The 17,625-nt window shown below is 67.0% G+C and carries 17 protein-coding genes; 7 read left to right on the forward strand and 10 right to left on the reverse strand.

The window, feature by feature from the left end; translation table 11 throughout:
• Together oppB and CDO87_RS13960 are read right to left on the reverse strand one after the other, a co-directional pair.
• Positions 1 to 924 carry an oligopeptide ABC transporter permease OppB gene (gene oppB / locus CDO87_RS13955; RefSeq protein WP_100930974.1) on the reverse strand — a complete coding sequence of 308 codons (924 nt, stop codon included), beginning with the start codon at positions 922 to 924 and terminating at the stop codon, positions 1 to 3.
• 132 nt (positions 925 to 1,056) lie between these two features.
• Entirely contained in the window at positions 1,057 to 2,682 is a 1,626-nt protein-coding gene (locus CDO87_RS13960) for a peptide ABC transporter substrate-binding protein (protein ID WP_100929334.1), read from the reverse strand.
• Between the two features lie 428 nt (positions 2,683 to 3,110).
• Between CDO87_RS13960 and CDO87_RS13965 the strand changes: the two genes are divergently transcribed.
• The 5 genes from CDO87_RS13965 to CDO87_RS13985 all read left to right on the forward strand — a co-directional run bounded on the left by CDO87_RS13965 (position 3,111) and on the right by CDO87_RS13985 (position 7,373).
• On the forward strand, positions 3,111 to 3,794 hold the full coding sequence (locus CDO87_RS13965) for a phosphatidylserine decarboxylase (RefSeq protein ID WP_100929335.1): 684 nt from the start codon (positions 3,111 to 3,113) through the stop codon (positions 3,792 to 3,794).
• A 3-nt stretch (positions 3,795 to 3,797) separates the two neighbouring features.
• Complete coding sequence (gene pssA, locus CDO87_RS13970) at positions 3,798 to 4,565, forward strand: CDP-diacylglycerol--serine O-phosphatidyltransferase (RefSeq protein WP_100929336.1); 768 nt, start codon at positions 3,798 to 3,800, stop codon at positions 4,563 to 4,565.
• Between the two features lie 66 nt (positions 4,566 to 4,631).
• Positions 4,632 to 5,258, forward strand: a complete 627-nt coding sequence (locus tag CDO87_RS13975; protein WP_100929337.1) for a hypothetical protein — start codon at positions 4,632 to 4,634, stop codon at positions 5,256 to 5,258.
• 101 nt (positions 5,259 to 5,359) lie between these two features.
• Entirely contained in the window at positions 5,360 to 6,148 is a 789-nt protein-coding gene (locus CDO87_RS13980) for a mannosyl-3-phosphoglycerate phosphatase (protein ID WP_100929338.1), read from the forward strand.
• Entirely contained in the window at positions 6,141 to 7,373 is a 1,233-nt protein-coding gene (locus tag CDO87_RS13985) for a glycosyl transferase (RefSeq protein ID WP_100929339.1), read from the forward strand. Before CDO87_RS13980 ends, CDO87_RS13985 begins: the two co-directional genes overlap by 8 nt.
• Before the next feature lie 244 nt (positions 7,374 to 7,617).
• Here CDO87_RS13985 and CDO87_RS13990 read toward each other — a convergent pair whose 3' ends face one another.
• Entirely contained in the window at positions 7,618 to 9,027 is a 1,410-nt protein-coding gene (locus tag CDO87_RS13990) for a hypothetical protein (RefSeq protein WP_100929340.1), read from the reverse strand.
• An 88-nt stretch (positions 9,028 to 9,115) separates the two neighbouring features.
• Positions 9,116 to 10,858 (reverse strand): alpha-amylase family glycosyl hydrolase, encoded by a 1,743-nt coding sequence (locus CDO87_RS13995; RefSeq protein ID WP_100929341.1) that lies wholly within the window; start codon positions 10,856 to 10,858, stop codon positions 9,116 to 9,118.
• 190 nt (positions 10,859 to 11,048) lie between these two features.
• Between CDO87_RS13995 and CDO87_RS14000 the strand changes: the two genes are divergently transcribed.
• Positions 11,049 to 11,828 carry an enoyl-CoA hydratase-related protein gene (locus CDO87_RS14000; RefSeq protein WP_100929342.1) on the forward strand — a complete coding sequence of 260 codons (780 nt, stop codon included), beginning with the start codon at positions 11,049 to 11,051 and terminating at the stop codon, positions 11,826 to 11,828.
• Between the two features lies 1 nt (position 11,829).
• Entirely contained in the window at positions 11,830 to 12,345 is a 516-nt protein-coding gene (locus CDO87_RS14005; protein ID WP_100929343.1) for a thioesterase family protein, read from the forward strand.
• A gap of 240 nt (positions 12,346 to 12,585) precedes the next feature.
• Here the strand turns inward: CDO87_RS14005 and CDO87_RS14010 are convergent, their stop codons facing one another.
• From CDO87_RS14010 to CDO87_RS14035, 6 genes are all read right to left on the reverse strand, one after another.
• On the reverse strand, positions 12,586 to 13,569 hold the full coding sequence (locus CDO87_RS14010) for an ABC transporter substrate-binding protein (RefSeq protein WP_100929344.1): 984 nt from the start codon (positions 13,567 to 13,569) through the stop codon (positions 12,586 to 12,588).
• 54 nt (positions 13,570 to 13,623) lie between these two features.
• A complete protein-coding gene (locus tag CDO87_RS14015) occupies positions 13,624 to 14,472 on the reverse strand; it encodes an ABC transporter permease (protein ID WP_100929345.1) in 849 nt (282 codons plus the stop codon).
• Positions 14,473 to 14,883: 411 nt separating this feature from the next.
• Complete coding sequence (locus CDO87_RS14020; protein ID WP_100929346.1) at positions 14,884 to 15,834, reverse strand: ABC transporter permease; 951 nt, start codon at positions 15,832 to 15,834, stop codon at positions 14,884 to 14,886.
• On the reverse strand, positions 15,831 to 16,259 hold the full coding sequence (locus CDO87_RS14025; protein ID WP_100929347.1) for a GNAT family N-acetyltransferase: 429 nt from the start codon (positions 16,257 to 16,259) through the stop codon (positions 15,831 to 15,833). Before CDO87_RS14025 ends, CDO87_RS14020 begins: the two co-directional genes overlap by 4 nt.
• A complete protein-coding gene (locus CDO87_RS14030) occupies positions 16,256 to 16,696 on the reverse strand; it encodes a GNAT family N-acetyltransferase (protein WP_198521725.1) in 441 nt (146 codons plus the stop codon). The genes CDO87_RS14025 and CDO87_RS14030 overlap by 4 nt, the downstream gene beginning before the upstream one ends.
• On the reverse strand, positions 16,693 to 17,472 hold the full coding sequence (locus CDO87_RS14035; protein WP_100929348.1) for an ABC transporter ATP-binding protein: 780 nt from the start codon (positions 17,470 to 17,472) through the stop codon (positions 16,693 to 16,695). The genes CDO87_RS14030 and CDO87_RS14035 overlap by 4 nt, the downstream gene beginning before the upstream one ends.
• Positions 17,473 to 17,625: the final 153 nt, after the last annotated feature.

The following is a 17,625-nucleotide window of genomic DNA, read 5'->3' on the forward strand; positions in this document are numbered from 1 at the left end:
TCAGTACCGGATCTTGGGATCGAACCACGCGTAGGCGAGGTCGGTCAGCAGGTTCACGATGACGGTCAGCGCGCCATAGAGGATCGTCACGCCCAGCAGCACCGCGTAGTCGCGGGTGAGGGCGGAGTTCACATAGCTCTGACCGAGGCCGCCGGTGGAGAAGTAGAGGTCCACGAAGACCGAGCCCGTCAGCACGTAGACGAAGACCGGCCCGAGGTAGGAGATCACCGGCAGAAGCGTCGGCTTCATCGCGTGCCGCCAGATGATCGTGCTTTGCGGCAGGCCCTTGGCGCGGGCGGTGCGGATGAAGTTGGAGTTCAGCACCTCCAGCATCGACGAGCGGGTGATCCGGGCGACGGACCCCATGTAGGAGGTCGAGAGCGCGATCACCGGCATGATCAGGTATTCCCACTGTCCGCCGTTCCACCCGCCGCCGGGCAGCAGGCCCAGCCAGAGCGTGAAGGTCAGGATCAGGATGGGGCCCATGATGAAGTTCGGCAGCGCCTGCGCGGCGATCCCCAGCGACACGGCGAAATAGTCGATCCAGGTGTTGTGCCGGATCGCGGCGGCGATGCCCAGCGTCACGCCCACGACGGTCGCGGCGAGGAACGACAGCGAGCCATAGGTCAGCGAGATCGGGAAACCCTGCGCGATGATGTCGTTCACGTCGCGGTCCTTGTAGACGAAGGACGGACCGAAATCGAAATGCAGGACGATGTTGGCGAAGTAGTTCCAGAGCTGTTTCCACAGCGGCTGGTCGAGGCCGTACCGGCGCTCGATGTTGGCAAGCACCTCGGGGGGGAGGGGGCGTTCGGAGGTGAATGGCCCGCCGGGAGCAAGCTGCATCATGGTGAAGGCGGCGATCACCAGCAACAGGATCGTCGGGACAGCCACCAGAAGCCGTCGGATCACGTAGGAAAGCATGTGGGGTTCAACCTTGCGGATGTGGATCGGCACCCCGGGACCGGGACTTGGCCGGTGCCCGTGTCCCTGCGCACAGTCGGGAGGCGCGGGGACAGGTCCCGGCGCGAACGCCGGGACGGGTCTCGGGAGGGGTTACTCGGCGACCTTGTAGAGGTCCTTCGAATACCAGTTCTGTTCGACGTTGTTCACCGGCCAGTTGCCCACGTCGCTGTCCATCATGTAGACGCCTGCCGCGTGGTAGACCGGGATCACCGGCATGTCCTGTGCAAAGATCTGCTCGGCCTCGGCGTAGAGCGGCGCGCTGTCGTCGGCGGACTTCGCCTCCTGGATCAGGGCGTCGTAGTCGGCGTTGGAGTACTTGCCGTCGTTGTAGCCGGACGGCGTCGTCAGCAGGTCGAGGAAGGTGGACGCCTCGTTGTAGTCGCCGCACCATGCGCCGCGTGCCAGTTCGAAGTCCTGGTTGCCGCGCACCTCGAGGAAGACCTTCCACTCCATGTTGGACAGCTCGACCTCGACGCCCAGCTTCTGCTTCCACATCTGCGACATGACCACGGCGATCTTCTGGTGGTTGTCGGAGGTGTTGTACATCATGCCGAACTTCAGCGGGTTCTCGGGGCCGTAGCCTGCCTCTGCCAGCAGTTCCTTGGCCTTCTCGTCGCGCTCTGCCTGGGTCATCTCCTGCATCTCGGTGACCGGCGGTTCGAAGTTGGCCACGGCGGCCGGTGCGAAGGTGTAGGCAGACACTTCACCGCCCGCCAGCACGTTCTTGGTGATGATGTCGCGGTCGATGGCCAGCGCCAGCGCCTTGCGCACGTTCACGTCCTTAAAGGCTTCGGGGCCGCTGTCGGACAGGTTGAACGTGTAGTAGTAGTTGCACAGCCGCGGAAAGCTGATCGCCTCCTCGGGGTGTTCCTCGGACAGGCGCGGGAACTGGCCTGCGGGGACCTCGGTGCGGTCGAGCTCACCGGCGAGGAAACGCGTCAGTGCCACGTTCTCGTCGTTTATGACCAGCGCGACGGTCTTGTCGATGATGGTGTTCTCGTTGTCCCAGTACATCTCGTTGCGCTCGCGGGTGGAGCGTTCGTTCGGGATGTGCTCGGTCAGCACGTAGGCGCCGTTGGAAACGATGTTTTCCGTCTTGGTCCAGTCGTCGCCGAATTCCTCGATCACCTTCTGCGGTGCCGGGAAGGTCGTGGCGTGCGTCACCATCTGCGGGAAGTAGGACAGCGGCTGGCTGAGCTTCACCTCGAGGGTGCGATCGTCGATGGCGGTCACGCCCAGCTCTTCCGGTGCCATATCGCCTGCGATGATCGCGTCTGCGTTCTCGATGGACATGAGCGACATGTACCACTGGTAGGGCGACGCCAGTTCCGGAGAGACGGCGCGGCGCCACGCAAAGACGAAGTCCTGCGCGGTCACGGGATCGCCGTTCGACCACTTCGCATCGTCGCGCAGCGTGAAGGTGTAGGTGGTCTTGTCCTCGGAGGCCTCGAAACCGGTGGCGACACCGGGCACCAGTTCGCCGTTCTCGTCCTGGTTCATCAGGCCCTCGAACAGGTCGCGCGCCAGTTCGGAGCCGGTCACGTCCTCGACCACCTGCGGGTCGAGCGAAGAGAACTCGTCGAGGATGCGGTAGGTGAAGGTCTGTTCCGCGGCCAGCGGCTCGCCGGTCTCGGGGTGGGTCTCCTGGGCCAGTCCGGCGGTGGCGATGCCGGCGCTCAGGAATGTCGTCAGGGTCAGGTGGGCAAGTCTTGTCATTATGAGCGTCCCTTGCTGGGTCCGGGCGATCCCGCCCTTCGTGTTATGGTGTAGTCTTTTCCAGGTGTGGCAACCTGAGTTTGAGTTAGCGTACACCGGAATGGGTACTTCAGGTTGGCCGTTTCTGCCATCGGCAAATCAATACCGAAGGCAATCTGTCGGGCAATAGGGGCGTACGCGACGTTATCCGGGCAGCGGCGCAGATAGACGTTTCCTTCCCCGGCAGCCTGTAATGTCTGCACGAATGTTGCGCCCTGCGACGGTCCCGCGCAATGGCCGCCGCGCCTAGCGGCGGCAAGCCGCTGGCTTCGGGGCCACGGATGCCGACGGATGCGCCGCGACGCTTGAACCCGGGGCGCGTGACTCAGGTTTGATTTGCATCCGACGCCTGAATATCTGAGAAGGGCAGACCAACACTGCGGGGTTCCATGTCTGTCTCCATGCTGTCCACCTTCGTCAAGCCGATGCATCCGGAAGGACGAAAGTTCGTTGCCATAGCAGCCGCAATCGCGGTCGTGCTGTTCCTTGTGTGGGAGCCGCTCGGCTGGCTTGCCGCGGGCGTGACCGTCTGGGTCTACTACTTCTTCCGCGACCCGGAGCGGGTGATCCCCGAGCGCCCGGATGTCATGGTCTCCCCCGCCGACGGGCTTGTCTCGCTGCTGGAACCGGCCGTGCCGCCGGCAGAGCTGGGACTGGGCGAGGCAGAGATGGTGCGCATCTCCGTCTTCATGTCGGTCTTCAACTGTCACGTGAACCGCCTGCCGTCCGCAGGCACGGTCGATGTCGTCGCCTACCGGCCCGGCAAGTTCCTCAACGCCTCGCTCGACAAGGCGTCGGAGGACAACGAGCGCAACGGCCTGGCCGTGACCCTGCCGGACGGGCGGCGCTATGGCGTCGTGCAGATCGCGGGCCTCGTGGCGCGGCGCATCCTGTGCTGGACCAAGAACGGCGACACGCTGGAGCGGGGCGAACGGTTCGGCCTGATCCGCTTTGGGTCGCGTCTCGACATCTACCTGCCGCCCGGCGCCACGCCGCTGGTGCGCATCGGCCAAACGATGGTCGCGGGCGAAACCGTCATCGCCGACCTGACCGCCGAAAGCGGGGAAGGCTGAACCATGCCTGACCTCCCCACCGAGCCGGAAACCCAGCCGGAGGACCGCAGCCAGGTCTCCCTGCTGCTGCTCCTGCCGAACATGGTGACGCTGACGGGCATGAGCTTCGGCTTCACCGCCATCCGTTTCGCCATGGAGGGGCGGTTTGGGGCGGCGGTGTTCGCCATCCTGATCGCCGCGCTGGCGGACGGGCTCGACGGGTTGCTCGCCCGCAAGCTCAAGGCCGAGTCGCCGATGGGCGCGCAACTGGATTCGCTGTCCGATTTCCTCTGCTTCGGCGTCGCGCCCGCGATTGTCGTCTACCAGGTCCACTTGTCTCATACCGGCGGCTTCGGCTGGGTCTTTGCGCTGCTCTTTGCCGCCGCGACCTGCCTGCGTCTCGCCCGGTTCAACGTCATGTCGGGCCAGGCGGATGAAAGCGCGGGGCCCAAGCGGCACTTTGTCGGCGTCCCCGCGCCGGCAGGGGCGATGCTGGGCCTTCTGCCGGTGTTCATGATGCTCGCCGGCGGCTGGGACGCGGGAGAGGCCCCGGCGATGGTCGCCCTCTGGCTCGCGCTCATCGGTATGCTCATGATCTCCAAGCTGAAGACGCCGTCGCCCAAGGCGATCAAGGTGCCGCGCCGGATGATCGCCGTCATCCTGTTTGCCACCGTGACCGTCATCGGCTTCAGCTTCACCCACCCGTGGTACCTGCTGGTGCTGATCGACTGGGCCTATCTGGCCGTTGTCGCGCTGGCTGTCATCCGTGCGCGCGGACGGCTGTTCGGCTGAACCTCCGGCCCCTCCGCGTTGACAAGCCCGGCCCGGACCCTCACCAATCGGGAAGGGGGTAGGGCCATGGACGTTCAGAAAAGCGCAACGCTGGTGGCGGAGCGGATCGCCGAGACACCGATACGGGGGCGGCGGCGGCTGGTCGCCGTGGCCGGGGCGCCGGGATCGGGAAAATCGACGCTGGCGCATGTGGTTGCCGCGCGCGTGCCCAACGCGGCGGTGATGCCGATGGACGGGTTTCACCTCGACGACCGGCTGCTGCGGCCTGCCGGGCTGCTGCCGCGCAAGGGCGCACCCGAGACCTTTGACTTCGGCGGTTTCCGCGCCTGCCTGGCCCGTGTCGCCGAAGAGGACGAGGTCATCCTGCCCGTCTTCGACCGCACCCGCGAAATCGCCATCGCCGGGGCCGAACGTATCGGCCCGGAGACGGAGACGGTGATCGTCGAGGGCAACTACCTGTGCCTCGCCCAGGACCCGTGGAGCGCGCTGTCCGACCTGTGGGACCTGACGGTCTACCTGTCGGTGCCGATGGAGGAACTGGAGCGGCGCCTGATCGAACGCTGGGTGAGCTACGAATACGACCATGCCGGTGCGCGCGAAAAGGCCATGGGCAACGATATCCCGAACGCGCACCGGGTGGCGGAACAGCTCGGCCCGGTCGACCTGACCATCGATTGGGAAGGGCATCCGTGACCTCTCCGCCGCACATTGAGCCGCACTGCAGCATGGACGGTGGTTGCCGGGATGCGGCTGCGGCATAAATCCTGCAGGGACAAGCAGGCAGAGGTCGCTTCATGGGTTTGATCGTGTTCACCGACCTAGACGGCACCTTGCTGGATCACGACACGTATTCGTGGGAGGCGGCGCGCCCGGCACTGGATGCGTTGAAGGCGCGGGACGTTCCCCTGATCCTTGCCACGTCGAAGACCTCGGCGGAGGTTGCGCCCTTGCATGCCGACCTCGGCCTTGGCGATACGCCTGCCATCGTGGAGAACGGTGCAGGGGTTTACCGGCCCGCAGAAGGTGTGGCGCAGGACAGCGAGGACCACGCCCGCATCCGCCGCGCCCTTTCCGATCTGGCACCGGAACTTCGGGCCGGGTTCCGCGGTTTTGCCGACATGACCGCAGAGGAGATCGCGGAGGTGACGGGACTTGGCCTGGACGGCGCCGAACGGGCCGGGCAGCGGTGCTTCTCCGAACCCGGGCTGTGGTCCGGAACGGACGAGGCGCGCGACGCCTTCCTCGCCGGGCTTGGCATGTACGGCGTCCGGGGGCGCAGCGGCGGGCGGTTCCTGACCCTGTCGCTGGGCCGGACAAAGGCGGATGCCATGCGCGAACTCGCCCGGGAAATGGGCGCCACCCGGACAATTGCGCTTGGCGACGCGCCCAACGACATCGAGATGCTTCAGACGGCTGACATCGGCGTCGTCGTGCGCAACGATCACGGTCCGGGCCTGCCTCTGCTGGAGGGGGAGGACGCGGGGCGCATCCTGCGCACCGACCTCCCGGGGCCCGCGGGCTGGGCGGCGGCGGTGCTGTCGCTTCTTGACGATTACGACGCGAAGGATCCCGCGCATGGCTGACTTTCACCAGAACGGCAATATCGCCCAGTTCCACAACCTGCGGCAGCGCCCGATCGAGGAACTGGTCTACGAGATCGAGACCTTCGCCCAGACGCGCAAGATCAGCCTCGTGCTGCCCTCGCTCTACTCGGAGCTGGAAGGCCCGGCGCTGTCGCACATCATCGACGAGCTGAGCCAGGTCAGCTACCTGCACCGGATCGTCATCGGGCTGGACCGCGCGAATGAGGACCAGTTCCGCCGGGCGCGGGATTTCTTTTCCAAGCTGCCCCAAGATCATGTGGTGCTCTGGAACGACAGCCCCAGGATGAAGGCCTATATGGCGCGGCTCGAAGAGATGGGGCTGGCCCCGGACGAGCCGGGCAAGGGCAAGAACATGTGGACCTGCATGGGCTACCTGATCTCCTGCGCGGACACGGCGGTGATGGCGCTGCACGATTGCGACATCGTCACCTACGACCGCGAGATGCTGGCCCGGCTGGTCTATCCGGTGGTGAATCCGAACTTCCGCTACCAGTTGTCGAAAGGGTTCTACCCGCGTGTCGGCGGCGGCAAGCTGAACGGGCGGGTGACGCGGCTGCTGGTCTCGCCGCTCCTGATCGCGCTGAAGCGGGTGATCGGCGACCGGGACTACATCGACTACCTGCGCGCCTTCCGCTACCCGCTGTCGGGCGAGTTCGCGCTGCGCACCGGGCTTTTGCCCGACCTGCGCATCCCGTCGGACTGGGGGCTGGAAATCGGCGTGTTGTCAGAGGTTTGGCGCAACAGCGGGCGGCACACCGTCTGCCAGGTTGAGATCGCCGACGCGTACGATCACAAGCACCAGGACGAAAGCGAGGGCGACGCGGCGGCGGGCCTGAACCGCATGTCGACCGACATCTGCAAGGCGATCTTCCGCAAGCTGGCGGCGGATGGGACGATCTTCACCGCCAACTCCTTCCGGGCGCTGAAGGCCACCTATTACCGGGTCGCGCTGGACCTGCTGGAGTTCTACGACAACGACGCCAAGATGAACGGGCTGACGCTGGACCGGCACCGCGAGGAACGCACCATCGAGCTGTTCGCGGAGAACATCATGGTCGCTGGGCACACCTTCCTGGCCAAGCCCAACGACGCGCCGTTCATTCCGAACTGGAGCCGTGTGAACGCCGCCGACCAGGGGCTGGTGTCGGAGCTGCGGTCGCTGGTGGCCGCCGACAATGCGGAGTTCGAGGCGAAGCCGTTCTGATGAAGATCCGTTCATCTTAACGCCGCGCGCGGAGGGGTTAAGGCTGCGGTCGATGCCCTGCGACGCGCAGATCTGGGGGCATGCACGGCGCATTCCACAACGGATTCAGCACCCGTTCACCATGGTTTCCCGCCTGTAAGGGGTCAACCGGCCGTTTCGACCCCTCGAACCGGCCGGTTGGTAACCTTTCTGCAGCGCAGCGGAAAAAAGAGGTTAACAGGGGCGCGTCGGCCCCGGAAACAGCTCACTCGGCGCTGTTCAGGGCCGAGATCCGCCAGCCGTCCGCCCCGGGGGTGAAGGTCATGCGCAGGGCGTAGACTTCGCCCGAGGTCGCGCCGCAGCCGGTCACCCGGGCGCGCAGGCTGACCGTTGCCGCGCCGCCGGAGAGGTCGGCATCGGAGGCATCGACGAGGCTCGCATCGCAGATGCCCGCGGCGGCCCGGTCGATGGCCTCGCGCTTTTCCGGAATCCAGAGGGCAGAGGGGGCGCCGCCGTCACGCTTGCCAAGGCGGTCGAAGTAGGCGCGCGCCAGCGCCACCGGATCGGGGCCGGGAACGGACGCAGGGGTGGCGGCCGCCCCGCCAGCCGCCGCCTTCCACGAGACGGCGCTGAGCGGCGTGCGCGGCGGCCAGGCCATGCTGTAGTGCATGTAGGCGCGCGCGTCGGCCCGGTCGTTGTCGGAGGGCATGTTGTCCTGCCGGTAGAGGTTCACCGACACGGTGCCGGAGCCGGGCTCGGGCATGATCTCGCACCAGCCGGACCAGCCCATCCCGAGGTTGAGGTTGCGGAACTCGACGAAGTCGACCGGGATGTTCACGCCGTCGCCCAGCCACGGGGCGGGGTCCTGCCGCTGCACGTGGTTCGTGACGCTTTCGAAATACTCCTGCCCGCCGGTATCGTAATCGGCAAAGCCGAACTCCGAGTGGTTCCAGCCGCGATAGGTGGAATAGAGCATGTTGTAACACAGGGTCGCGGCGCGCTGCCGGTCGAAGGCGGGGGTGGCCGTGTTGGGGATGTCGTCCATCAGCCCGATGTCGAAGCTGTAGAACTGGTCGTTCGTGGTGATCGTGTAGAACTCCTGCGGCGGCGTGCTGAACATCTGCGCGAAGAGGTCGGGATGGATCATCGCCTGCTTGTAGCCGGTGGAGGCCACGACGGAGGAGAGCTTGGAGAACGCGCTCTGGATCTGGGCGAAGATGTCGAGCGCGGCGGAGAACGACAGGTCGAGCGGCACAAGCTGCTGCTTCTGGTCCGGCTGGAGGAAGGGCGCGTGGAAGCCCAGCGTCGCCGTGGGGTGCATCCGGCGGGTGGGCTGGCATGTGTAGGGCGCACCGGCGCAGGTGTGGCCCGCCATGAAGATCAGCGCGCAGGCCGACAGGCAGGTCTGCCCGGCATCGATCACGGTGGTCGTGCGGCTGAAGTGCTGCGGTATGGCCAGCGCCTCTGTCACCGAGCCGCCGGGCGAGGACAGGTGCAGGGTGGAATAGGTGCAGGCCGCGCCGTCCATCAGTGCGCCGAAGCGGTCGGCGTCGCCCTTCACGATCTGGCCGGAGAGGTGGATGTCGCAGTCGTTGCCCATGGTGATGTCGGCGGCCTGCGCGGGCGCGGACAGGAGGAGGATGCAGGCGAGGAAGGCCAGAAGGCGAAATGTCATGAGGTCGTCCGGTGTAGTTCAGCAGGTCCGCCCATGATGGGGTTGGACCTGCCGCAAGGTCAACAATCCGTCCGGACGCTTTTTACGGTCACCCCCGGTTGGTGATCCATCGGCACTGGTAGGGGGCGAGCGTCACGCCGTCCTCCTCGGGGTGGAGCGTCTCGCCCGAGAGCAGGTCGATCCATTCCTCGTCCGCGATCAGGTTGAGCGCGCGCGGCGGCAGGTCCACCGTCTCGGCGCTGACGTTGTGCAGGGCAAAGATCGACTGTTCGCGGTTGATCGACTGCCGCCAGACGCAGAACACCCGGTCGTCCACGTTCAGGGTGAAGTTCGTGGCGTTGGGGTGGAAGGCGGGCTGTTTGGCGCGCAGCTTCAGCCGTTCCTTCAGGGCGGGCAGGACCTGGCCCTGCGGGGTCTCCGGGTCCTTGATGCGCTTGCGCAGTTCGGGGTAGTCCCAGCGGTGGCGGTTGATCGCGCGGTTCATGCCGCGGCGCTCGACGCCCTCGATGTCGTTCTCCGTGCCCAGCATCGCGTGGATGTAGAAGGCGGGCACCCCCTCGATCGACATGACGATGGTCTGCGAGCACAGGAACCGCGCGATGTGGTTGGCGGTGTCGCCGCGATAGGTGCGCGACAGGGCCGAGAAGAAGGTGGCGTTCAGCTCGTAGACCGATGTACCGCCGTTCGGCAGCGCCCGCATCGACGCCCGCCCGCCGCTGTCCTGCACGGTGGAGATCATGCGCGCGATCTCTTCGTCCGGCAGCAGGCCCTCGGCCGGGCGCATCCCGATGCCGTCGTGCGAGGCGGTGAAGTTGAGGTACGCGCAGCCGTGCGGGGCGGGCGGCATGGAGCGCAGCCAGTTCGACAGGAAATGCGCGTCGCCCGAAAGCATGGCGTGCAGGATCAGCGGCGGCAGCGGGAAGTTGTAGATCCAGTGCGCCTCGTTCAGCTGCCCGAAGTAGCTGAGGTTCTCGGCCTTGGGCACGTTGGTTTCCGTCAGCAGCACGACCGGTTCGCGCGCGAAGTCCGAGAGCACCCGCAGAAGCTGCACGATGGCATGGGTCTGCGGCAGGTGGATGCAGGTGGTGCCCGGCTGCTTCCAGACGAAGGCCACCGCGTCGAGGCGGATGATCTTCACCCCCATCCCGATGTGCAGCCGGATGATGCGGATGATCTCGTAGAGGACCTCGGGGTTCTTGAAGTTCAGGTCGATCTGGTCGTGGCTGAAGGTGCACCAGACGTTCTTTACGCCGTTCGCCGTCTCCACCTCCTGCAGGAGCGGCGTGGTCCTCGGGCGCACGACCATGGACAGATCGTCGTCCGGCGAGGCCTCGAAGAAGAACGCGTCGTAGGGTTTCTGCCCCTGCCGGTAGGCGTTGAACCACGTGCCCTGGGACGACACGTGGTTCAGCACGAGGTCGGAGGCAAGATCCCATTCCGAGGCGATGCGCTGGATGTCCGGCCAGTCGCCGAGCGCCGGGTTCACCTTGCGGTAGTCGGTCACCGCGAACCCGTCGTCGGAGGTGAAGGGGAAGAACGGCAGGATGTGCACGCCGTTCACCACGCCCTTCAGGTGCTGGCCGAGGAAGTCGCGCAACAGGTCGAGCGGCTTGTAGACCCCGTCGATCAGGCTGTCGCCGTAGGTGATCAGAAGCGCGTCCTTCTGACTCCAGAGCTGGTTGCCGGGTTTGCGGGCGCGGCCGCGCGGATCGGTGCCCTCGGGCCAGAAGGCCTCCACCACCTTGGCGGTCACCTCCTCGGTGTCATGGTCCGGGTAAAGACGCATGAGCAGCGCCTGCAGGCGGTTCGTCAGGGTCGATGGAACGGTCATGGCAGGCCTCGGCGCGGTCGTCATACCCGACATTTATAGACAGGGCTTGCGCTGGCGCGAAAGGGGCAGGCGGTCCGCAGGGGCGGCGGCGCCGCCGGACGGGCGCTTTGCCCGGTTTTTGGGCAGCCTCCGACCTTGCCTCCGGACGCGCCATGGCCCAGCGTACCCGGGCAAGCGAAGGAGCCGGACGATGGCGGATGTGACGGTCGGGGTGCGCGGGCGCGTGCTCGAGGTGGTGCTGAAACGCGGCAAGGTGAACGCCATCGACGCGGCGACGTCGCGGGCGCTGGGCGCCGCCTTCCGGCAACTGCAGGAGGACGACGGGCTTTCGGTGGGCATCGTCACCGCCGAGGGGCGCTTCTTCTCCGCCGGCTGGGACCTCAAGGCCGCGCAGGAGGGCGAGGACCCGGAGGCCGACATGGGCCCCGGCGGCTTTGCCGGCCTGACGGAGTTCTGGGGGCTGACGAAACCGGTGATCGCGGCGGTCAATGGCACGGCGCTGGGCGGCGGGTTCGAACTGGCGCTGTCGGCGGACATGATCGTCGCCGCCGAAGGGGCGGAGTTCGGCCTGCCGGAGACCTCGATCGGCCTCGTGCCGGATTCCGGCGGGGTGATCCGCCTGCCGCGCCGCCTGCCGCGCGCCGTCGCGATGGAGATGCTGATGACCGCCCGCCGCGCCCCCGCCGCGGAACTGCTGCGCTGGGGCGTGATCAACGCCGTGGTGCCCGCCGATGCGCTGATGACGGAGGCGCGCGCGCTGGCAGACCGCGTCGCTGTCTGCGCGCCGCTCTCGCTCCGCGCGGTCAAGGAGATCGCCCGCGCCACGGAGGGGCTGACGGAACAGGAGGCCTTCGCCCGGATGCGCGCCGGCGGGCTGGAGGCCTACGGCCGGCTCTACGACAGCGCCGACGCAAAGGAAGGCGTCGCGGCGGTCATGGAGAAACGCTCCCCCGTCTGGACGGGGCGCTGACATGCTGGAGACGGAAACCTTCCTGCACGCCTGGACCGGCCGGGTGGACGCGCCGCTCAGGCTGGTGGAAAACGTCGTGCGGCCCGAATGGGTGGACGAATACGGCCACATGAACATGGCGCATTACCTGACCGCCTGCGACCAGGCGAACTGGGCCTTCTTCAACTGGATCAACGATCCGCTGCGGATGGAGGCGCGCGACGGCCACGAATACGTCGTCGTGGAAAACCACGTCACCTATTCCGGCGAACTGGCGGAGGGCGACGCCTTCACGATCGAGACGCAGCTCCTCGACTGGGATGCCAAACGCTACATCCTCTTCCACCGGGTGCTGGACGCCTCGGGACAGGTGGCGGCCACCAACGAGGCGAAGATGCTGGGTTTCAACCTCCGCACCCGCCGCCCAGAAGCCTGGGGCGCCATCCCGGCCGAACGCCTCGCCCGCATCGCCGAGGCGCATGGAACCCTCGCGACGCCCGGTCAGGCCGGGCAGGGCATCGTGCTGGGCAGACGTTAGGACAACGGCCGTTCCGGCCGGAAGGGGGCTCCGCCCCCGCCTCCCTCCCGGGAGGCTCCCCCGAGGTATTTGGACCAAGATGAAGACAAGGCGCGAAAGATCTGCGCTGGGCAGGGAACACCGCGCGCCGCGCGCCCTGCTTCTTTGCTTCGCAAATACTCTGAAGGGGGTCCGGGGGAAGTGAAACTTCCCCCGGCGGGTCGCTGACGCAGTCAGCGAAACCCGTTCATTGCAGGGCCCTTACTGCAGGGCCTTGTCGCTGACCGCGTGGGTCCAGGCGCCTTCCGGCTCCTTGGTGATGACCGGGTCGGAGCCGCCGGCCAACAGGGTCTCCACCGTGCGCTGGTAGTCGGCCTCGTCCAGGGCGCCGTTGGAGCCCGCCGTCAGCTTGGCGACCTCGCCCATCATGCGGATCTGGTGCTCTTCGGTCTGGGCGCCGGTCTCGTCGTAGTCGAGCACGATCATCGCCGCCTCTTCGGGATTCTCCTCGGCCCATTTCCAGCCCTGCATCGAGGCATCGACGAAGCGCGCCATCTTGTCCACGAAGGCCTCGTCGGAGAGGTCGTCCTCGAGCACGTAGAGGCCGTCCTCCATGGTGGCGACGCCCTGGTCCTGGTACTTGAAGGTGATCAGTTCGTCCTCGGACACACCCGCGTCGATGACCTGCCAGTACTCGTTGTAGGTCATGGTTGAGATGCAGTCGGCCTGGCGCTGCAGCAGCGGGTCGACGTTGAAGCCCTGCTTCAGCACCTCGACGGAGCCTTCGGCCTTGCCGTCGGTCTTGATGCCGAGCGAGGACATCCACGACAGGAAGGGGTACTCGTTGCCGAAGAACCACACGCCCAGCGTGCGGTTGGCGAGGTCGGCGGGTTCCTCGATGCCCACGTCGCCCCAGCAGGTCAGCATCATGCCCGACGACTTGAAGGGCTGTGCGATGTTGACCAGCGGCAGACCGTTCTCGCGTGCGGCCAGCGCCGCGGGCATCCACTCGACGATGACGTCGGCGCCGCCGCCGGCGATCACCTGGGTCGGCGCGATGTCGGGGCCGCCGGGCAGGATGGTGACGTTCAGGTCGGCCTCTTCGTAGAAGCCCTGCTCGAGCGCCACGTAGTAGCCGGCGAACTGCGCCTGCGTGACCCACTTCAGTTGAAGCGTGACGTCGTCGGCGGCGAAGGCCGGCGCGGCGAGCGCGAGGGCTGCCGTGGTGGAAAGGATGTATTTCATTGTTACCTCCGGTTGGTGTTGGCCCCTCGTTGATGCGGGGGCTTGGGGTGGATGTTAGCTGCCTCGGGTGGAGGCGTGCCAGAAGGTCATGCGCTTTTCGATCAGCGCGATCAGGCCGTAGAAGCCGGTGCCCGCCAAAGCGGCAACCACGATGGCCGACCAGACCATGGGCAGGTCGAGCTGGCCGATCGAGGTGGAGATGCGGAAGCCGAGGCCCAGGGTGGGCGAGCCGAAGAACTCTGCCACGATGGCGCCGATCAGCGCGAGGGTGGAGGTGATCTTCAGCCCGTTGAAGATGAAGGGCAGGGCGGCGGGCAGGCGCAGCGTCCAGAGCGTCTGGCCCCAGGTCGCGGCATAGGTCTTCATCAGGTCGCGCTGCATGGCGGTGGTCTCGGACAGGCCGGCGACGGTGTTCACCAGCATCGGGAAGTAGACCATGAGCACCACCACCGCGGCCTTCGACTGCCAGCCGAAGCCGAACCACATCACGAGGATGGGCGCGGTGCCGACGATGGGCAGGGCCGCCATGAAGTTGCCCAGCGGCAGGAGCCCGCGCCGCAGGTAGTCGGAACGGTCGACGAGGAGCGCGGTCAGGAAGGCCGCGGCATTGCCGATGATGTAGCCGGAGAGCGCGCCCTTGAGGATCGTCTGGGTGAAGTCGCGCCACAGGAGGCCGGTGTTTTCGGCAAAGCGCCCGGCGATGTCGGAGGGCGGCGGCAGGATCACGGTGGGCACGCCCGCGCCGCGCACGATCAGCTCCCACATGGCGACCAGCGTGGCGCCGAAGATCAGCGGCACGGCAAGCTGTACCGCGCGGGTGTCGCGGGCGGGACCGTTGGCCAGCGCCACGTTCAGCGCGAAACCGGCGGCCCAGAGGGCGAGGGCGGCGAGGATGAGGGTCATGACGGGACTCGGGCGGCGGGTGTGGATTGGACGGTCACGGAATGAGAGTAGCGGTGGCGCGTGGTGCGGATCATGCGGGACCTCCCGCGGTGGTTTTGGCGGAGGGGGAGGAGGTGAGTATTTGGGAAGCAGAGAAACGGGGGCGGTGGCGCGGGGCGGGTGCGTCGCGGATCATGGCGGTTTCCGGCGGCGGTTCTGGCCGTCGGGGAGGAGGTGCGTGCCTGGCAAGCAGATAAACAGGGTCGGTGGCGCGGGACGGCGGTTGCGGCGCGGATCATGAGGGACCTCCGGCGGAGGTTCGTGCGGAGAGGGAGGAAGTGAGTATTTGCGAAGCGGAGAAGCCTGGGCGGTTTGCCTTTGTCCGGGGTGAGGAGCGGGCGGGTTCGGGGATGTGCGGTGTGGGGGCGTGGGTCATTGCGCCATTCCCATTTTGGTCAGCGTGCGGCGTTCCGCGGCGCCGATGGCCCAGACCAGCACCGCCGCGAGACCCGCGGCCATGAGGAGGGCGGCCCAGATCTGGGCGGTCTGGCCGTAGTAGCTGCCCGCCAGCATGCGCGCGCCGAGGCCGCCCTTCTGCACCGGCAGTTCGCCGACGATGGCGCCGACGAGGCTGGCCGCGATGGCGATCTTGAGCGAGGCGAAGAGGTAGGGCACCGATGCCGGCAGGCGCAGTTTCATCAGCACGTCGCGGGTGGGTGCGCTGTAGGTGCGCATCAGGTCCATCTGCATGGCGTCCGGCGAGCGCAGGCCTTTCACCATGCCGACCACCACCGGGAAGAACGACAGGTAGGCCGAGATCACCGCCTTGGGCAGCAGCCCCTGGATGCCGACTGAGTAGAGCACCACGATGATCATCGGCGCCAGTGCCACGATGGGGATGGTCTGGCTGACGATGGCCCAGGGCATGACGCTCATGTCCATGACGCGGCTGTGCACGATGCCGATGGCCAGCACGATGCCCAGCCCGGTGCCGATCAGGAAGCCCACGAAGGTGGCGTTGAGCGTCACGACGGCATGGTAGAGCAGCCCGCGGTTCGACAGCGAACCGGAGCGGACGAGGCCGCGCCGCCCGGTCAGTTCCTCGGCCACGGTCGAGGCGTAGAGTTCCGCCACCACCTGGTGCGGGGCGGGCAGGCGGGGCCGGTCGAGCGACCAGCTTTCACCCAGGGCGCCGAGGTTGCCGAAAACCAGCGCCCATGTGCCGGTGTCGCGGCGTTCCACGGCGGTGGCGGGGGTGACGGCGATCTCCGCGCGCTCGGCCCGGGTGAGGGTTTCCTGCACGTTCATCGGCACCACGGCCACGTACCAGATCGCCATGAGCGCCAGCAGGACGCCGAGCAGCGGGGGGATGAAGCGGCTCATGATCCATACCTCGACCATTCCATGCGGAGCCGGCGCAGCGGCACCGGCTTTGTTTCGTCTTCCAGACCGAGCGTCGCAAAACCGTTGCGCCGCCAGAAGGTCTGGGCGCGGACGTTGGCCATCAGCGGGCAGACGCTGAGGAAGTCGCGGCCCTCGCGGGCGGTTTCGAGCAGGGCGGAGCCGTGGCCGCAGCCCGGCGTCCGGCAGTTCAGCGCGCCGATGTGGCCGTTGGAGGGATCGAGCGAGAGGTAGGCCTCCACCGGTTCGCCGATCACCCAGATGATGCGGTGCTGCAGGATGCCTTCGAACATCTCGCGGATCTTCTCTGCCGGGGTGGCGCGTTGCAGCCACGGCGTGCCGTCGATCCAGCCGTTCACCACCTCGGCGCAGTGCGGCAGGTCGTCGTTGTCGGCCAGACGGATCATTTCGCGACCTCGGAGCGGGTCCAGTCCATGCGCAGCATCGGGGGGGCGCCGTCGCGGTCGGCGTCGAGGCGCGCGGTCTCGGTGAAGCCTTCGCGGCGGTAGAAGGCCTGTGCGCGGGTGTTGGGCGCGTAGACCGTCAGCCAGAGCGTGTCGCGCCCTTCCTTGGCGAGGTCCATCAGCCGCTTGCCGGTGCCCTGGCCGGGACGGGCCAGGTAGATCGCGCCGATCCTGTTGCTGGTGGGGTCGATGGACAGGTAGCCCTCGACCGGGTCGCCCGCGACGTGCATGTCGCGGACCGGGAAGGCCTCTGCCAGGTAGCCGGTCAGGGTGTCCACGTCCGGGGTGCCCTGGATGTAGCCCGTGCCTGTTTCCCAGTCGTGCACGATCCGCGCGCAGGCGGGCATGTCGTCGGGGGTGGCGGCACGGATGGGGATCATTCGTCGTACCCCGCGCGCAGACCCTCGCGGACGCGGTGGGCGATCTCGATGAATTCCGGCGTGTCGCGGATGTCGAGCGGGCGGTCCTTTGGCAGGGGGCTTTCGATCACGTCGGTGATGCGGCCGGGACGGGGGCTCATGACGACGATGTGGGTCGAGAGGTAGACCGCTTCGGGGATGGAGTGGGTGACGAAGGCGATGGTCTTGCCGGTCTTGTCCCAGAGGCGCAGGACCTCCTCGTTCAGGCGGTCGCGGACGATCTCGTCCAGCGCGCCGAAGGGTTCGTCCATCAGCAGGATGTCGGCGTCGAAGGCCAGCGCCCGGGCGATGGAGGCGCGCTGCTGCATGCCGCCCGAAAGCTGCCAAGGGAATTTTTTCTCGAAACCGGAAAGCTCGACCAGTTCCAGCACGCGGGCGATGCGTTGTTCGCGCTCGGCCTTCGAATAGCCCATGATCTCGAGCGGGAGGGCGACGTTGCGGCCGATGGTGCGCCACGGGTAGAGCCCGGCGGCCTGGAAGACATAGCCGTAGGCGCGGGCGCGGCGGGCCTCGTCCGGGGTCATGCCGTTCACCGTCAGCGTGCCGCCGGTCGGGTGTTCGAGGGCGGCCATGCAGCGCAGGAAGGTGGTCTTGCCGCAGCCCGAGGGACCGATGAACGACACGAAGGCGCCCTTGGGGATGTCGAGCGAGACATCTTTCAGCGCGTGCACTGGGCCGTCGGCCGTCTGGAAGGTCAGGTCCAGGTTCTTTGCCTGGATCACCGGTTGGGCTGTCATCAAGGGAAGCTCCGGAAGTCGGCGGCCCCGGCGGCGTGGCCGGGATCGCATGTTTGGGTGGCAGGGCGCAGGCATCGCCGTCCCCATGAGTTGTCGGGGCCCGCGGTGCAGGCGTCAAGCGGTGCCTTCGGACGAAGACGGGTGATGACCGGC

The organism is Sagittula sp. P11, from assembly GCF_002814095.1.
Taxonomy (GTDB): Bacteria; Pseudomonadota; Alphaproteobacteria; order Rhodobacterales; family Rhodobacteraceae; genus Sagittula.

What these genes read in the sequence shown, in the direction of transcription:
- oppB (WP_100930974.1), bottom strand. Translation starts at nt 924, where the DNA reads ATGCTTTCCTACGTGATCCGACGGCTTCTGGTGGCTGTCCCGACGATC.
- CDO87_RS13960 (WP_100929334.1), bottom strand. Translation starts at nt 2,682, where the DNA reads ATGACAAGACTTGCCCACCTGACCCTGACGACATTCCTGAGCGCCGGC.
- CDO87_RS13965 (WP_100929335.1), top strand. Translation starts at nt 3,111, where the DNA reads ATGTCTGTCTCCATGCTGTCCACCTTCGTCAAGCCGATGCATCCGGAA.
- pssA (WP_100929336.1), top strand. Translation starts at nt 3,798, where the DNA reads ATGCCTGACCTCCCCACCGAGCCGGAAACCCAGCCGGAGGACCGCAGC.
- CDO87_RS13975 (WP_100929337.1), top strand. Translation starts at nt 4,632, where the DNA reads ATGGACGTTCAGAAAAGCGCAACGCTGGTGGCGGAGCGGATCGCCGAG.
- CDO87_RS13980 (WP_100929338.1), top strand. Translation starts at nt 5,360, where the DNA reads ATGGGTTTGATCGTGTTCACCGACCTAGACGGCACCTTGCTGGATCAC.
- CDO87_RS13985 (WP_100929339.1), top strand. Translation starts at nt 6,141, where the DNA reads ATGGCTGACTTTCACCAGAACGGCAATATCGCCCAGTTCCACAACCTG.
- CDO87_RS13990 (WP_100929340.1), bottom strand. Translation starts at nt 9,027, where the DNA reads ATGACATTTCGCCTTCTGGCCTTCCTCGCCTGCATCCTCCTCCTGTCC.
- CDO87_RS13995 (WP_100929341.1), bottom strand. Translation starts at nt 10,858, where the DNA reads ATGACCGTTCCATCGACCCTGACGAACCGCCTGCAGGCGCTGCTCATG.
- CDO87_RS14000 (WP_100929342.1), top strand. Translation starts at nt 11,049, where the DNA reads ATGGCGGATGTGACGGTCGGGGTGCGCGGGCGCGTGCTCGAGGTGGTG.
- CDO87_RS14005 (WP_100929343.1), top strand. Translation starts at nt 11,830, where the DNA reads ATGCTGGAGACGGAAACCTTCCTGCACGCCTGGACCGGCCGGGTGGAC.
- CDO87_RS14010 (WP_100929344.1), bottom strand. Translation starts at nt 13,569, where the DNA reads ATGAAATACATCCTTTCCACCACGGCAGCCCTCGCGCTCGCCGCGCCG.
- CDO87_RS14015 (WP_100929345.1), bottom strand. Translation starts at nt 14,472, where the DNA reads ATGACCCTCATCCTCGCCGCCCTCGCCCTCTGGGCCGCCGGTTTCGCG.
- CDO87_RS14020 (WP_100929346.1), bottom strand. Translation starts at nt 15,834, where the DNA reads ATGAGCCGCTTCATCCCCCCGCTGCTCGGCGTCCTGCTGGCGCTCATG.
- CDO87_RS14025 (WP_100929347.1), bottom strand. Translation starts at nt 16,259, where the DNA reads ATGATCCGTCTGGCCGACAACGACGACCTGCCGCACTGCGCCGAGGTG.
- CDO87_RS14030 (WP_198521725.1), bottom strand. Translation starts at nt 16,696, where the DNA reads ATGATCCCCATCCGTGCCGCCACCCCCGACGACATGCCCGCCTGCGCG.
- CDO87_RS14035 (WP_100929348.1), bottom strand. Translation starts at nt 17,472, where the DNA reads ATGACAGCCCAACCGGTGATCCAGGCAAAGAACCTGGACCTGACCTTC.